14 protein-coding genes are annotated in these 15,355 nt (G+C 63.6%); 6 read left to right on the top strand and 8 right to left on the bottom strand.

The window, feature by feature from the left end:
* Positions 1–44 precede the first annotated feature (44 nt).
* Entirely contained in the window at positions 45–2,258 is a 2,214-nt protein-coding gene (locus tag JQK88_RS25435) for a bifunctional diguanylate cyclase/phosphodiesterase (RefSeq protein WP_203279825.1), read from the top strand.
* Between the two features lie 6 nt (positions 2,259–2,264).
* Here the strand turns inward: JQK88_RS25435 and JQK88_RS25430 are convergent, their stop codons facing one another.
* Positions 2,265–3,221, bottom strand: a complete 957-nt coding sequence (locus JQK88_RS25430; protein ID WP_192248162.1) for a LysR substrate-binding domain-containing protein — start codon at positions 3,219–3,221, stop codon at positions 2,265–2,267.
* 179 nt (positions 3,222–3,400) lie between these two features.
* On the opposite strand from JQK88_RS25430, the gene JQK88_RS25425 reads away from it, so the two are divergent.
* Positions 3,401–3,691: a DUF1127 domain-containing protein gene (locus tag JQK88_RS25425; protein ID WP_192248159.1), complete on the top strand. Its 291-nt coding sequence runs from the start codon at positions 3,401–3,403 to the stop codon at positions 3,689–3,691.
* A gap of 159 nt (positions 3,692–3,850) precedes the next feature.
* Here JQK88_RS25425 and JQK88_RS25420 read toward each other — a convergent pair whose 3' ends face one another.
* The 4 genes from JQK88_RS25420 to JQK88_RS25405 form a co-directional block, all read right to left on the bottom strand.
* Positions 3,851–4,903 (bottom strand): DUF937 domain-containing protein, encoded by a 1,053-nt coding sequence (locus JQK88_RS25420; RefSeq protein ID WP_203279824.1) that lies wholly within the window; start codon positions 4,901–4,903, stop codon positions 3,851–3,853.
* A 90-nt stretch (positions 4,904–4,993) separates the two neighbouring features.
* The gene (locus JQK88_RS25415; protein ID WP_192248153.1) at positions 4,994–6,367 is read right to left on the bottom strand and encodes a glutamate--cysteine ligase; all 1,374 of its coding nucleotides are present in this window, start codon (positions 6,365–6,367) and stop codon (positions 4,994–4,996) included.
* Positions 6,368–6,509: 142 nt separating this feature from the next.
* Positions 6,510–7,244 carry a 16S rRNA (uracil(1498)-N(3))-methyltransferase gene (locus JQK88_RS25410; protein WP_203279868.1) on the bottom strand — a complete coding sequence of 245 codons (735 nt, stop codon included), beginning with the start codon at positions 7,242–7,244 and terminating at the stop codon, positions 6,510–6,512.
* A gap of 31 nt (positions 7,245–7,275) precedes the next feature.
* Positions 7,276–7,923: a hypothetical protein gene (locus JQK88_RS25405; RefSeq protein ID WP_203279823.1), complete on the bottom strand. Its 648-nt coding sequence runs from the start codon at positions 7,921–7,923 to the stop codon at positions 7,276–7,278.
* Positions 7,924–8,010: 87 nt separating this feature from the next.
* Here JQK88_RS25405 and JQK88_RS25400 point away from each other — a divergent pair, with 87 nt between their 5' ends.
* Together JQK88_RS25400 and JQK88_RS25395 are read left to right on the top strand one after the other, a co-directional pair.
* Complete coding sequence (locus JQK88_RS25400; RefSeq protein WP_203279822.1) at positions 8,011–8,709, top strand: type 1 glutamine amidotransferase; 699 nt, start codon at positions 8,011–8,013, stop codon at positions 8,707–8,709.
* A gap of 286 nt (positions 8,710–8,995) precedes the next feature.
* Positions 8,996–9,136: a hypothetical protein gene (locus JQK88_RS25395; RefSeq protein WP_006206855.1), complete on the top strand. Its 141-nt coding sequence runs from the start codon at positions 8,996–8,998 to the stop codon at positions 9,134–9,136.
* Here the strand turns inward: JQK88_RS25395 and JQK88_RS25390 are convergent.
* Genes JQK88_RS25390 through JQK88_RS25380 form a run of 3 tightly spaced genes read right to left on the bottom strand, consistent with a single transcriptional unit; the run spans position 9,133 to position 11,902 of the window.
* The gene (locus tag JQK88_RS25390) at positions 9,133–9,900 is read right to left on the bottom strand and encodes a metallophosphoesterase (protein WP_203279821.1); all 768 of its coding nucleotides are present in this window, start codon (positions 9,898–9,900) and stop codon (positions 9,133–9,135) included. The two genes, JQK88_RS25395 and JQK88_RS25390, sit on opposite strands and share 4 nt — an antisense overlap.
* Positions 9,901–9,955: 55 nt before the next feature.
* The gene (locus tag JQK88_RS25385; RefSeq protein ID WP_203279820.1) at positions 9,956–11,092 is read right to left on the bottom strand and encodes an alpha-hydroxy acid oxidase; all 1,137 of its coding nucleotides are present in this window, start codon (positions 11,090–11,092) and stop codon (positions 9,956–9,958) included.
* Between the two features lie 12 nt (positions 11,093–11,104).
* Positions 11,105–11,902, bottom strand: a complete 798-nt coding sequence (locus tag JQK88_RS25380) for an FCD domain-containing protein (RefSeq protein WP_203279819.1) — start codon at positions 11,900–11,902, stop codon at positions 11,105–11,107.
* Between the two features lie 264 nt (positions 11,903–12,166).
* Between JQK88_RS25380 and JQK88_RS25375 the strand changes: the two genes are divergently transcribed.
* Together JQK88_RS25375 and JQK88_RS25370 are read left to right on the top strand one after the other, a co-directional pair.
* Positions 12,167–13,489 carry a DUF3422 family protein gene (locus JQK88_RS25375; RefSeq protein ID WP_203279818.1) on the top strand — a complete coding sequence of 441 codons (1,323 nt, stop codon included), beginning with the start codon at positions 12,167–12,169 and terminating at the stop codon, positions 13,487–13,489.
* Between the two features lie 286 nt (positions 13,490–13,775).
* Positions 13,776–15,272: an FAD-linked oxidase C-terminal domain-containing protein gene (locus tag JQK88_RS25370; protein ID WP_203279817.1), complete on the top strand. Its 1,497-nt coding sequence runs from the start codon at positions 13,776–13,778 to the stop codon at positions 15,270–15,272.
* Positions 15,273–15,355 lie beyond the last annotated feature (83 nt).

Below are 15,355 nucleotides of genomic sequence, written 5' to 3'. Positions count from 1 at the left end.
CCCGATTTGATTTGAGTGTAGGTCACTCAAATGGCCAAGGACGCATGAGCGCACGCCCGAACAGCAGCCCGTTGACGCACCAGGTCACGCTGACCGTGCTGATGCTCGCCGCCTTTGCTTTGGCGATGGTCGTCGGCTTTGGCATATACGCGACCGCGCAAGCCGATCATGTCTCGCTCGAACGGCAGAAGATCTTCCTCACCAATGGACTGAAGGATCAGATCGCGGCGGTCGCGCGCGAGCAGGAAAGCGTTGCCGTCTGGGACGATTCCGTGATCAACACCAAGGCCGGCAATCAGACCTGGATAGAGGAAAATCTCAGCGTCTGGATGTACTCCTACTACGGTCACAACCGGGTCTACATACTCGACGGCGGGAACCATCCGGTCCACGCCATGCGGGAGGGCAAGGTGCTCGACCCGTCCGTCTATGGCGAGGACGAGCCCGCGATCCAGCCCACCATCGAAAAACTGCGCGGCATGATCAGCCAGCCACCGAAGGCTGATGCTTCCGGGGCGCCGGCGAAGATGGTCGCCGAGGATCTGGTGTCGCTCGGTGGCAAGCCTGCAATCCTCAGCATCATGCCCCTGGTGCCCAGTTCGGGTCGCGTCAGCCAGGCGCCGGGAACCGAGTATCTGCATGTGTCGGTCGAGTTCCTCAACGATGCGGTTATCGCCAAGATTGCTGAAAAATACCTGCTGGATGGCGCTCATCTGCTGACGCTGTCGCAGCCGACCGGCTCTGCCGCCATTCCGCTGCTCGATTCGCGCGGCGTCATCCTCGGCTATATCTGCTGGGATCAGGAGCGCCCAGGCCTGACGCTGGTGCGCAAGGCCGGCCCGGCTCTGGCTCTGGCCACGCTGCTCGCGGCGAGCGTGCTCGCCTTCCTGCTCCGGCGTCTGCGCCGTGCATCATGGGCGCTGCAAACCAGCCAGGACCAGGCGCAGTATCTCGCCTTCCACGACATGCTTACCGGCCTGCCCAATCGGGCACTGTTCGAGGACAGGCTGCGGCGTGCCTTGCTCAGTTCCGGCACCGATGCCGGCAAGGTGGCGCTGCTTTACCTCGACCTCGATCGTTTCAAGCATGTCAACGACACGCTTGGCCATCCGGCCGGTGACGAGCTCGTTCGCCAGACCGCCGCCAGACTGCAGCATACGGTTCGCGACGTCGACACGGTGGCGAGGCTGGGTGGCGACGAATTTGCGGTGATCCTGCTCGATGTCCGCGACATCAGGAGCGCAGAAGACATTTCGGACCGGGTGCTGCAAAAATTGCAGGAGCCGTTCAAACTGATAGACGACCAGGTCTTTGTCGGCGCCAGCATCGGCATTGCCTTGTCGACGGGGCCAGATGCCGATGCCGACGACCTGCTGCGCAAGGCCGACATCGCACTTTACGAAGCCAAGAGGAATGGCCGCGGCCGTTACCAGGTCTTCGCCGGCGACATGGACGACCTTTTGCTGCGCAAGCGCAAGGTCGAGAGCGAGTTGCGCACTGCCTTGAATGGTGGAACCGGTATCAAACTGGCCTATCAGCCGATATTTGCGGCCGACGGCAAGACGATCCTTGGGGCCGAAGCGCTGATCCGCTGGGCGCATGAGATCCATGGCGCATTGCCGCCGGCGCAATTCATCGCCATTGCGGAAGAACGCGGCATGATCGGCCAGCTCGGCGAGTGGGTGCTGCGCGAAGCTTGCCGCTTTGCCGTCAAAACCGAATTGCCATGGCTGGCCGTCAACGTCTCGCCGCTGCAATTGCGCGACGCGGGTTTCGCCGATCAGGTTGAGACGATCCTTGCCGAAACCGGGCTGGCGCCGGACCGGCTGCAGCTCGAGATTACCGAAAACGTGCTTTTGGAAAGCAACGATACGGTCAGAACGATTCTGGCTGGCCTGCGCCGGTCGGGTGTCGGCATCGCCCTCGATGATTTTGGCACCGGCTATTCATCGCTGAGCTATTTGCGCCGCCATGCCATCGACAAGCTCAAGATCGACCGCTCCTTCGTGCGGCTTCTCGATGGCGACGGCAATTCGGGCGCCGTCGTCAAGGCGTTGATCGATCTCGCCGGCGCTCTCAGGGTCGAGGTTACCGCCGAAGGTGTCGAGACCGAAGCGCAGAAGGCGCTGCTGGTCGCCATGGGCTGCCAGCAACTGCAGGGCTATCTCCTGTCGCCGCCGCTTGAGCCGGCGCAATTGCTGGCGTTGCCCGGCCTGTCGTCGGCCAACGCAACGACAGAGACGGCCGCGTCGGCCTGATCCGCCCTACCAGCCCGGCAGGATCTGGTTGGGTTTGCTCCGCTTCATCTTGGCGAAGGCGAGTGCAGCAAAATCGAAGCTTCCCGTCTCTTCGCCGAGCGGCACGGAAATGTTGTCGAGGCTTTCCGAAATGTGGCGGGCCAGCGCGTCGACGATCTCCGGCCGCGAGGTCTGGCCGCGCATGATGCCGATGCGGCAGTCGGGCAGGACGCCGAAGCCGTCGGCTTCGCCCAGCACCCGCATGCCGGGCCGCAGCGCGCATTCCGGCAGCACCGAGATTGCGAGCCCCGACAGCACTGCGGCGGTGATGACGGTTGCCGAGAAGCTGGTGAACAGGATGCGATAGTCGCGGTTCTGCCGGTCGAGCACATCGACGGCGGCGCGCCGCCAGATGCAATTCGGCCGGCCGAAGGCCATCGGCAGCACTTCCTGTTCATGCGTGGCATGGTTGGCCGAGGTTACCCACAAAAGTGGTTCGCGCCGCACCACTTCCGACTGGCCGCGCGTATCGTTGTGCGTCACCAGCGCCAGATCGAGATTGCCGCGCTTGATATGCTCGACCAGCCCCGGCGTCGGCTCGCAGATGACGGTCAGCTCGACGCGCGGGTTGGAGCGCGTGAAGCGCGCCATGATCTCGGGCAGGAAGCGGTCTGCATAGTCGTCGGGCGTGCCGATGCGGATAGTGCCTTCGAGCCGCCGGTCGTCGAAGGCGGCCAGCGTCTCGCGGTTGAGATAGAGCAGGCGCCGTGCATAGGAGAGCAACTTGTCGCCTTCCTCGGTCAGCCTGTTGGTGCGGCCGTCCTTTTCGAACAGCGGCTTGCCGATCCGCTCTTCAAGCCGGCGCATCTGCATCGACACCGCCGACTGGGTGCGAAGCACTTCCTCGGCGGCGCGGGTGAAGCTGCCGGTATCGGCAATCGAGATGAAGGTCTGCAACTGGTCGAGATCGAGTGGCGCTTTCATCGGGTCCAATCCATCACTGGCGTTGATGCTAAAGATTAGAAACATTCGTTGGATTAATCAATCGCGTCGTGGCATATTCCCTGACATCCACATGAAGGCATGTGAATCGAGACCGGAACGGCGCTTCTCCCAAGCACTGTTTGCCCGGCTTCGTCCGCTCGACTCCGAAGGAGACTGACATGACCACGATCGATTTCGCCACCGAGACCTCGCGCATCACCTCGCGTCCGGCCGTTGCGACGCGCGTGGCCAATGCTCTTCTCAACGCCTTCCAGGCCTGGAAAAATCGCCGCGCCTTCTATCGCCTTGGCGAAATGTCGGACGCCGAACTCGCCGACATCGGCCTGACGCGCGCCGACCTCCATGTCGCCATCGATGTGCCGTTCGGCGGTGATCCGACCGTGAAGCTGCGTGCGATCGCCAGTGATCGTGCCGATACGATCGAAAATCTTGCCCGCCAGGTAGCGTGATATCAGGCGCCCTGTTTCGGCTTCCGTGAACCTTTCTCAGGCTCGCGGCAACCAAGGACTATCGCAGGCTCCCCACTCCCTGCCGGATCCCCGCCGGCCAGCCTGCACACTGGCCCGGTCCTCCCAGGACCGGGCTTTTCTTTTTTGCTCAGCCTCTGACTACCGCCGGTCCATGTCCCGCTTGAACTGGTCGAAGATCGTTTCCACGCCCTTCTGATATTCGTCGCGCTGCTGGGCGCCGGTCTCGAACATCTTGCCGAAAATATCGTCGAACGGGTTCCGTGGCCTGCCGCTTGGATTGGCCTGCGGTTGCGGCGCCTGGCGCTGTTGTGGCGCCTGCCGCGGCTGGGATGCTTGCGGCTGCTGCGGCGCCGGCTGGCCACCGGGCAGGCCGAAGCCGCCGCCGCCACCTTGCCGCATCATCTCCTCGAAAATCTTGCCCAGCGGGTTGTCGCCGTAAGGGCTCTGCGTTTGTTGCGGCTGCTGCGCCCGGCCCTGCGGCTGTTGCGCCGCGCCGCCGCCGAACATGTCCTGCAGCACCTTGCCGAGTGGATTGTCGCCATAGGGGTTGGGCGCTTGTTGCGGCTGGGTTTGCGGCTGTTGCGCGCCACCGCCGAACATGTCCTGCAGCACTTTGCCCAACGGGTTCTCGCCGTAAGGATTGGGTGCCGGCTGCGGCGCCTGCTGTGCGCCGCCACCGGCCTGGCGCATCATCTGCTCGATGATTTCGCCGAGCGGATTGCTGCCACCGCCGAAGCCGCCGGCGGCCTGCATCTGGCCCCCCATCAACTGGTCTGTCGTCTGCTTGAACAGTCCGCCCATCACCATCGAGGCGATGGCCGGCAGCATCTGCTGCAGGATCTGCTGGCTGACGCCGGTGGCCTGCGCGGCTTGGCTGGCGACAGCGCGCGACAGCTCTTTGGAGCCGAACAGATGACCCAGAATGCCATTTCCCTCATTGACGCCTTGCGGCGAGAAAGCCCTGGTCGCGTCCTCGAAATATTTGGCGTGCTGGCCGCTTGCCATCGCCGTCATGAAGGCGCCGAGCCCGTAAGGGTCGGCCGTGTTGCGTTGCAGCCCTTGCGAGAAAGCGGGCAGCAATGCAGCGACCGCCGCCTGCGTCTGCTGCATCGAGAGCCCGTACTGCTGGGCAAGCGCCTGCATGCCGTTGCCGTTCTGGGCCTGCGCCAATATGTCGAACAAGGTGGGCATCGGTTTCTCCTCCGGGAAATCCTCGAAGAAGAGCCTAGTTGGTTTCAATGCTCGATTGAAGCGGCTTTTGCCGCAGCTCGAGCCGCGCCGTTAATAGGCATATTCCATGAACACCGGCTCGATTGAACCGCCCCAGCGCGTGTGGTAGGCCGACAGCATTTCCTCGGCGCTGGTGGTGCCGCGCGCCACGACTTCGTCCAGCGTATTGAGGAACGAGGTCTCGTCATAGCCGTCGCGGTTTTTCTTGCCGCGGTTCTTCAGGCCCATGCGCGAAATAACCAGCACGTCGCGGGCGATGTCGCGCAGCGTCGTGTTGCGGAACGGCGCCGAAATGCCTTGTTCCGGCACCGCATTGCGCATCGCCAGCGTTTCTTCATAGGTCCAGCTCGAGGTCAGCGCCTCGGCGGCGTCGAGAGCGGCCTCATCGTAAAGCAATCCGACCCAGAAGGCCGGCAGCGCGCAGATGCGCCGCCACGGCCCGCCATCGGCGCCGCGCATTTCAAGGAAGCGCTTCAGCCGCACATCGGGAAACAAGGTCGACAGATGGTTCGCCCAGTCGCCCATCGTCGGCAGTCCGTCGGGCACTTCATTGCGGGCGGCGCCCGCCATGAACTGGCGGAAGGTGACGTGCGTCATGTCGTGATAGTGGCCGTCGCGAATGACGAAATACATCGGCACGTCGAGCGCCCATTCGACATAGTCGGCAAAGCCGAACTCGGGCGAGAAGCAGAATTCGAGCAGGCCAGAACGCTGGTTGTCGGTGTCGCGCCAGATGTCGCCGCGCCAGCTCTGCAGGCCGTTCGGCCGGCTATCGGTGAAGGGCGAGTTGGCAAACAGCGCCGTCGACAGCGGCTGCAGCTTCAGCGACACCTGCATCTTGCGGCGCATGTCGGCTTCGCTCTCGAAGTCGAGGTTCACCTGGATGGTGCAGGTGCGGTACATCATGTCGAGACCCTTGGTGCCGACCTTGGGCATGTAGCGGGTCATGATCTCGTAGCGCGATTTCGGCATTTTCGGCGTCTCGGCGAGCGACCATTTCGGGCTGCCGCCGAGGCCGAGAAAGCGGATGCCCATCGGCTCGGCGATCTCGCGCACCTGCGCCAGATGGGCATTGCCTTCGCGGCAGGTCTGGTGGATCGATTCCAACGGCGCGCCGGACAGTTCGAACTGGCCACCCGGCTCCAGCGAGATGGCGCCCTGTCCGGTCGGCTCGACCAGGCCGATGATGCGGCCGTCATCTATGATAGGATCCCAGCCGAGCTTGTGCTGCATGCCTTCGAGGATGGCGCGGATGCCGCGCTCGCCGCCATAGGGCACCGGCGCGTTGCCGTCGACATAGAAGGGGAATTTCTCGTGCTCCGTGCCGATGCGCCACTTGTCGCGCGGCTTGTTGCCTTCCGCCAGATGCTCGACGAGTTCGTCGAAGTCTTCGATTGGCCGGAAATCGGTTGTGTCGCGCGCCATGGGGGCCCCCTCTGCGGCTCTCGGAGCCCGCCGGCGCTAAATGGACGAAATGTCAGCAGCCGATCAAGCAAAAAATCCTGAGCCACAGGTCAACAGGAATTGAATGTGACTGCCTCGCCCGTCCCTTGCAATAGGCGAAGTCTCACCAGTCCCCGATCGTCGCCTGCATCACAGCAAGGGCGGCTACCGCCGCCGTGTCGGCACGCAGGATGCGTGGGCCGAGCGGGATGGCGGTGACGAAGGGGAGGGCCCGGAGCATCTTGCGTTCGTCGTCGGAAAAGCCGCCTTCCGGTCCGACCAGCAGCCCAAGCTTCCTTTCCCTGATCGCCTGCAATGCCGGCAGCGGATTGTTGGTCGAGGCGTCCTCGTCGCAGAAGATCATCCGCCGCTCCTTGTCCCAGCCGGAGAGCAGGCGCTCGAACTTTTCCGCCTCGCGCACCTCAGGCACAGCCAGTATGCCGCATTGTTCGGCCGCCTCGACGACATTGGCGCGCAGCCGATCGATGGAGGGTTTTGCCACTTGCGTGTGCTGGGTGACCACCGGCTGCAGGATGCCGGCGCCCATCTCCACCGCCTTCTGCACGAGATAGTCGAGCCGCCCCTGCTTTAGGGGCGCGAAGCAGTAGACGAGATCGGGCAGTGGCGGCTGCGGCCGCTGCAGGACCAGCACCTTCAGCCGCACCGCTTTCTTCGACTTGGAGGCGATCGCCGCCGACCATTCGCCGTCGCGGCCGTTGAAGACCAGGATCTCGGCGCCTTCGCCAAGTCGCAGCACATGCATCAAATAATGGCTCTGCTGCTGGCCGGCATCGAATTCGATGCCTACCGCGAGATCGTCCGGCACGAACAGTCGCTGCATCTTGTAGTTGGCGCGCATCGCCGAGGAATGGGCGAGGCGGTTCCCGGCGTCAAGCCTCGGCGGAAGGATGCCACACAGGTTCAAAGCCCTGCCGCAACACCGAAACGGTTGTCGCCGGTGTCAGCAAGTGAACCTGTCGACCGGCAAAGCTCGCAAACCCTACCGCACTACCGTAACCCGCGAACGACCAACGCAGTGTCTTGCCGCTACGCAACGCATAGGCGGTGCCGGCATCCGCGATCATCGCTCCGTCCGGCAATCCGGCCAAATCTTCCGCCTTGATCGCCGGTGGCTTGCCGCCCGAAGCCAGCCGCTCCTTGTGCAAACGCTTGTCGACCATTGGCGCGCGCGGCTCGGTCACACCGAAAGCTTTGCCGAAACGGCCGACAAAATCCGTGGCTCGCTCACGCCGGCAGTAGAAACAGGGCCGGTGCCCGGCGGCCAGCGCCGTCACCTCGTCGAGAAAGAACAGCTCGGTCCAGCCGGCCTTGCCACCCGGCCGATTACGGCCCATCGGCTCGCGCCGCACATTGCCAAACTTGCAGACGCAGATGATCCACGCCTGAAGCGCCCAGCGCTTTTTCAGCAGCGTCTTGGTCTGCGGGTCGTGGATGATGCCGCGATTGCCGGTGAACAGGCCGCGTTCCGGCACGGCATGAATGGCACCGAACGGATCGACCCGGTTTTGCAGTGGCATAGCTCTCTCCTGGAACGCGCATCTTGGCTGCAATGCTGGCGACATGATATCGCTCGTCGCGTCATTTCATGTCAGCAGGATTTCCGTATGCGGGTGCTGGTGGTCCAGAACTACGACAACACCGGTCTCGGCCAGGTCGGCGCGGCACTTGCCGAAGCCGGCGCCGATCTCGACCTGCGCCGGCCCTACAAGGGCGATCCGCTGCCTGACGACGCGACCGGGCACGATGCCATGGTGATGCTGGGCGGCGGTCAGAACGCGCTGGCCGACGATGACTACCCCTATTTCCCGGCGCTGCTCGAACTGACCCGCGATTTCGCCGCCAAGGATCGCTCTGTGCTCGGTATCTGCCTGGGCAGCCAGCTGGTCGCCCGCACTTTCGGTGGCGAGAACAAGATCGGCGGCGCCTCGGAATTCGGCTGGCACAAGGTGTCGCTGACACCGGACGCGAAGACCGATCCGGTGCTTGGCGCACTGCCCCAGGATTTCCCCATCTTCGAATGGCACGACGACACCTTCGCACTGCCCGAAAATGCGGTGCGGCTAGCCGGCAGCGATATTGCCGAGAACCAGGCATTCCGCATCGGCCGCGCCGTCTACGGCTTCCAGTTCCATTTCGAAGCCGACCGGCCGATGGTGAAGGACTGGAGCACATCCTTCGCACCGCTCATCGCCGAGCGCCATCCCGACTGGCATGACCGGCTCGATGGCGAAATGGCCCGCAACGGCCCTGACGCCGATGCCGCCGGCCTCGCCATTGCCCGCGCTTGGGTGGCGACGATCTGACCCCCCGGTAGCCGCGCGGAAGCCAGCCGTTGCATAATTGGCACGCGGCGGTGAATCCGCCGGGGACAACCTCTTTCGTCCTTGGTTTGTGGCCGAACGCTATCTTACAAGGCGCGCGCTCTGCATCGGCAATGCAACCGCGATGAACCTTCTGTGTGCTCCGCGCGACACACCGCCGATACAGAATCGACCTACAAGCGCGAAATCGTCGAAACTTTGAGACGAATTCTCCGTTTCAACGCATTGGTAACCGCCTCGTGCCCAGATGCAGGAAGCTCAACTAGAGATGACGTCCGTGAAAGCAGCGCTTCTGTCCTTTGTCATGCTGTCTGCCATCGTGCTGTGCGGTCTCGGTATTTATTCCGCCGATGCAGCCAACAACCATCAAGCCGTCGACGGCTACGGCGTCACCGCCGCGCTCCGTTAAAACGCTTTTCCCTGCACAGTCAGGATACGCTTGTCCGCGCCGTCTACGGCCAGCGCGGTGAGCATGCCTGACTGCCAGGCGAGCGTGTCGACATTGACGCGGTTGGGCATCACCTCGGCCTCCGGCACCGGCGTGTGGCCGTGCACGACCACTTTCGGGTAAAGCCCTGGATGGTTGTGGAAGGCGTCGCGAATCCAGATGAGATCCTGCGGGTTCTGGCTCTCCAATGGCACATCAGGCCTGATGCCGGCATGGCAGAAGAAGAAATCACCGAAGCTTACTGAAAACGTCAGCGATCGCAGGAAGTCGACATGGGCTTGCGGCACGGCCTTGACCAGGTCGGCGTGCCCCCGCTGCACCGCCTCTGCCTTGCCGAACCAGCGTGCGTCTCCAATCAGGTCAACGCCATAGGATTGTGCCGTCTGCACACCGCCATAGCGCATGAACAGCCCTTCCGGGTCGGGCACGTCGAGGAAATCGAGGAAGCCGATATCGTGGTTGCCGGCCAGCATCAGGTTGCGCGGATCGCGCGTTTGCGCCTCGATCAGGAAATCGATGACGCCCTTGGAGTCTGGTCCGCGGTCGACATAGTCTCCGAGGTGGATGATCCGCCAGTCGGCGGTCGGCTTGTATTCGAGCTCGCTCTCGATCCGGTGGTGCATGGCTTCGAGCAGGTCGAGCCGGCCATGCACGTCGCCGATTGCATAGAGGCGCATGCCGTCCGGCGCGCGCGCATCGAGGTAATGGATGCCGGTCTCGGTCAAGGCTGGCGTCGTCTCCGTGGTCCCGGAAGGCTAGGATCAATCGATGAACAAGCTCCTAGCGCCGCAGCTGGTCCTTGCCCATGTCGGTCACCAGGCGCTTGCCGCATAGAGCCAGCGTAATGTCCATCTCCTTGCGGATGATCTCCAGCGCGAGGGTCACCCCTTCCTTGCCCATGGCGCCGAGACCGTACAGGAAGGGCCGGCCGATATAGGTGCCCTTGGCGCCGAGGCAGAGCGCCTTGAGCACATCCTGGCCGGAGCGGATACCGCCATCCATATGGACTTCTATTTTGTCGCCGACCGCATCGGCGATTTCTTCCAGCGCCATGATCGATGATGAGGCGCCGTCGAGCTGGCGCCCACCATGGTTGGAAACGACGATGGCGTCCGCGCCTGTCTCGACCGCCATCAGCGCGTCCTCCTTGTCGAGAATACCTTTCAGGATCAGCTTGCCGCCCCAGCGTTCCTTGATCCAGGCGACGTCCTTCCACGACAACTGCGGATCGAACTGCTCGTTTGTCCACGAGCCCAGCGAGGAGACGTCGCCGACGCCCTTGGCATGGCCGACAATGTTGCGGAAGGTGCGGCGCGGGGTAGCCGCAATGCCCATCAGCCAGCGCGGCCGCATGGCGATGTCTACAATGTTGGCCAGCGTCATCTTGGGCGGCGCCGACAGTCCGTTGCGGATATCCTTGTGGCGCTGCCCGAGGATCTGCAGGTCGAGCGTCAGCACCAGTGCGGAGCATTTCGCCGCCTTCGCCCGGTCGATCAAATTGAGTACGAAATCCTTGTCGCGCAACACGTAGAGCTGGAACCAGAACGGCTTCTTCGTCACCGATGCCACATCCTCGATCGAGCAGATGCTCATCGTCGACAGCGTGAACGGCACGCCGAATTCTTCCGCCGCCTGCGCCGCCAGCATTTCACCATCGGCATGCTGCATACCGGTCAGGCCGGTTGGCGCCAACGCCACCGGCATCGCCACCTTCTCGCCGATCATGGTCGATTCCAGTGAGCGGTTGCTCATGTCGACCAGCACGCGCTGGCGAAATTTGATCTTGCCGAAGTCCTCCTCATTGGCGCGGTAGGTGCTCTCGGTCCAGGCGCCGGAATCGGCATAGTCGAAGAACATCTTCGGCACCCGCCGGCGCGCCAAGTCCTTGAGGTCGGCAATGGTGAGGATGTCGCTCATGGTGGTCTCTCGCTAGCCGGTTGTTTTCGTGCCGTCGCCGGCGTCGGAGCGCTGTTTGAGCCTGAGCCGCGACACGCGCTGCCAGTCGCCGCTGCGCTCGGCCTCGAGCATCGAGCGCTCGACATAGGAGATGTGGTCCATCGCCGCCTGCCGGGCGGCTGAGGGATCGCCGGCCTTCACCGCTTTGTAGATCGCGCGGTGCTGGGCCAGCAGCGCCTCGCGCGCGCCGGGCACGGTGAACACCAGCAGCCGGTTTTGGAACACGCCTTCCGACAACAGCCGGTAGCAGGAGCGCAGCGTGTGCAACAGGATGATGTTGTGCGCGCACTCGCAGACCGCGTGATGGAACTCGACGTCGATCTCCGCCTCGTCGTCGAAATCGCCGGTGCGGTGCGCCTCGTCCATGCGCGCCATGATGCGGTCGAGCAACGCGATGTCGTCTGCTGTGGCACGCCGCGCCGCATATTCAGCGGCGACGCCTTCGATCTCGCGGCGATATTCCAGATAGTCCGTCACCGCCTTGCGGTGCATGGCGATCAGGTCGGTCACCGGCTTGGTGAACAGCTGGCCGACGACATCGGCGACATGGGTGCCGCCGCCGGCCTTGGTCGTCAACAGTCCACGCCCCTCCAGCGCCTTCAGCGCGTCGCGCAGGATCGGCCGCGACACGTCGAACTGGCGCGCCAGTTCGCGTTCGCCCGGCAGCCGGTCGCCGGTGCGCAGCACACCTTCCAGGATCAGGCTTTCGATTTGCTGCACCACCTCGTCGGCGGTGCGCGAATGCTCGATCCTAGAGAAAATATCGCTCAAAGGGGCGCCTGGGAAATCTTGCCTGGAGCATGATGCCGAAAAGTGTGAAGCGGTTTTCGGGACGACATCATGCTCTGCTTCTTGTCGTGCAGATTAAAGCCGGTGTCGCCAACTGGTCAAATTATTTATCCAATTCGCCCCACACAGTCGCTTTCCGTGCGGTGCCGGCGAAATCGCTTCGGCTAAACTTTGCTGTTTACGCGCCTCATCGATTGTCTCAAGAGGACGCGACAACACGAAGGGTCGAGAACAGGGGGACCAGCCGTGTCGGACGAGACGTCCAATCTCGAATTCCAGCCGCGCGCCCAAGGCAGCGTGATGGGCTTTCCCGCGCATGAGGGACGGCCCGGCGCGCTTGGCGAGGTTCATGCCCGGCCGCATCCGCTGATCGAGAAGCCGCGTGTGCTGGTGCAGCTTGCCTTCATGACCGAAGGCGGCTCCGGCGTCGACATGGCCGTGCTCTCCGAATTGTCGCGGCGCCTCGGCATCGCCGCGCCCGACCGTCACGCCCGCCACCACGCCATGAAGTGGGGCAAGGGCACGCTGCGCTGGGAGCGGCACACCGAATTCTCGACCTATTTGTGGGAAGGGCCGCTTGCCGAAAACGGCAGGGCGCAGGAGGATTCTCCCTTCGGCAATGGATTTTCGCCGCCTGGAACGGTCATTTCCGGCATCCGCCTCGACATCCGCAAATGGACGCAGGCGAGCGAGAAGCTGATCGCCGGCTTCGACCCGACGAGCCTGTGCTATTCGCTGGTCGAGCGCGGCAACGCGGCCATCGTCACTGATTTTCGCCAGGACGGCGACGGCATGACCCGCATCCTGGTTCTGGACCGCGGCCTGACGCCGGCCCGCACCGGCGCGCTGTCGCAGCGCCTGATCGACATTGAGACTTACCGTACGCTTGCCATGCTCGGCCTGCCGCTGGCGCTGACGCTGTCGAGCCGCGCCCGCCGCATCGAGGACCGGCTGGCGCAGACGACGCTGGAAATGAAGGTCACTGAAACCCGCGACAGCCAGACACTGCTCGCCGATTTGACCGAGCTTGCCGCCGAACTGGAAGCCGATGCCGCCTCCAGCCTTTATCGCTTCGGCGCCAGCCGCGCCTATGACGGCATCGTTGTCGAGCGGCTGGAAGCGCTGGAGGAGGAGGCGGTGCCCGGCTACGACACCTGGGGCGGCTTCCTGCAGCGCCGCGTAGCACCCGCCATGCGCACCTGCCGTTCGGTCGAGGAGCGCCAGGCCAATCTGTCGCGAAAACTCACCCGCGCCACCACGCTGCTGCGCACCTGGGTCGATGTCGAGGTGGAGAAGCAGAACCGCGATCTGCTGGCCTCGATGAACAACCGCGCCCGGCTGCAACTGCGCCTGCAGCAGACGGTGGAAGGCCTCTCGGTCGCCGCGGTGTCCTACTATGTCGTCGGCCTGATCTCCTATCTCGCCAAGGGCGCCTCGATCTTCGGCCATGCCTTTGCGCCCGAAATTGTCACCGCCGCTTCGGTGCCCATCGCCATCCTGCTGGTCTGGTGGGGTGTGCGCCGTGTGCGGCGCATGCATTCCGAGCCCGCGAAACATCCGGGGGAATAATCTCCCCCCTTGAGGGGGAGATGTCGCCGAAGGCGACATAGGGGGTCGTCTCGCGTGAAGCGCCAGCCTCGTTCTCGAGACGGAAGACGACGTCGGCGCTTCACGTGCAAGGCCCCCTTGACCGCTTCGCGGCCATCTCCCCTTCAAGGGGGGAGAGCGCCAGCGGCAGATTGCCGCTGCGGAAGCTCGCCGCTGGACCTTGCCGCGCGCTCGACCAAAGCAGGATTTGCAACAAGCGCCGACGGCTGGTAAAAGATTTTTACCAGTCACGCGGAGGACGTTGCCGATGTCCGGCCTTGTCATGCCCAAGCCAGGCGACGCCACGATGCGCCGGCGCACAGAGATCGTTGCCGACATGCGCATCATCGTGCCGGGCGAGGGCGTCGTCGATGCCGTGAACGAAATGCGCGCTTTCGAAAGCGACGGCCTCACCGCTTACCGGCAATTGCCGCTGGTCGTGGTGCTGCCGGAAACCGTGGCGCAGGTGTCGCGGGTGCTGAAATACTGCAACGACCGCAACATTCGCGTCGTGCCACGCGGCTCCGGCACTTCGCTCTCCGGCGGCGCGCTGCCGCTGGAAGATGCCGTGCTGCTGGTCATGAGCCGCTTCAACCGCATCCTTGCCATCGACTATCCCGACCGCGTTGTCGTCGCTCAACCCGGCGTCACCAATCTCGGCATCACCACCGCCGTCGAGCAGGAGGGGTTTTACTACGCGCCCGATCCATCCTCCCAGATCGCCTGCTCGATCGGCGGCAATGTCGCGGAGAATTCCGGCGGCGTGCACTGCCTGAAATACGGCCTGACCGCCAACAATGTGCTGGGTATCGAGATGGTGCTGATGAACGGCGAGGTGGTGCGCCTCGGCGGCAATCATCTGGACTCGGAAGGCTACGACCTGCTGGGCGTCATGACCGGCTCCGAAGGCCTGCTTGGTGTCGTCACCGAGGTCACTGTGCGCATCCTGAAAAAGCCGGAGACGGCACGCGCGCTGCTGATCGGTTTTCCCACCAGCGAGCAGGGCGGCCAATGCGTCGCTGACATTATCGGCGCCGGCATCATTCCCGGCGGCATGGAGATGATGGACCGCCCGGCAATCCATGCGGCGGAGGATTTTGTCCATGCCGGCTATCCCCTTGATGTCGAGGCGCTGCTGATCGTCGAACTCGACGGGCCGGGCGTCGAGGTCGATCACCTGATCGGCCTGGTCGAGGCGATCGCCTACAAGAACGGCTCCACCACCTGCCGCATCTCGCAGTCCGAACAGGAGCGGCTGAGTTTCTGGGCCGGCCGCAAGGCGGCCTTCCCCGCTGTCGGCCGTATCTCGCCCGACTATTACTGCATGGATGGCACCATCCCGCGCAAGGAGCTGCCGAAGGTGCTCGCCGGCATGCGCGAACTGTCGGAGAAATACGGGCTCGGCGTCGCCAATGTCTTCCATGCCGGCGACGGCAATCTGCACCCGCTGATCCTCTATGATGCCAATGTGCCGGGCGAACTCGACAAGGCGGAAAGCTTTGGCGCCGACATATTGCGGCTTTGCGTCAAGGTCGGCGGCGTCTTGACCGGCGAGCACGGCGTCGGCGTCGAGAAGCGCGACCTAATGCCGGAGATGTTCAACCAGATCGACCTCGACCAGCAAATGCGCGTCAAATGCGCCTTCGATCCCAATCATCTGCTCAACCCGGGAAAAGTGTTTCCACAACTGCGCAGATGCGCGGAATTGGGGCGCATGCATGTGCATCGCGGGCAGGTGGCATTTCCGGATATTCCGAGGTTTTGATGGGAGCGTCTAACAATTTCGGTTCCTCGCCCCCGCAAAGCGGGGGAGAGGTGGCTCGGGCGAAGCCCGAGACGGAGAGGGGG

Source organism: Mesorhizobium caraganae, from assembly GCF_016836705.1.
GTDB lineage: Bacteria > Pseudomonadota > Alphaproteobacteria > Rhizobiales > Rhizobiaceae > Mesorhizobium > Mesorhizobium caraganae.
Note: the sequence above shows the minus strand (reverse complement) of the source record. Positions and strands in the feature narration are given on the sequence as shown.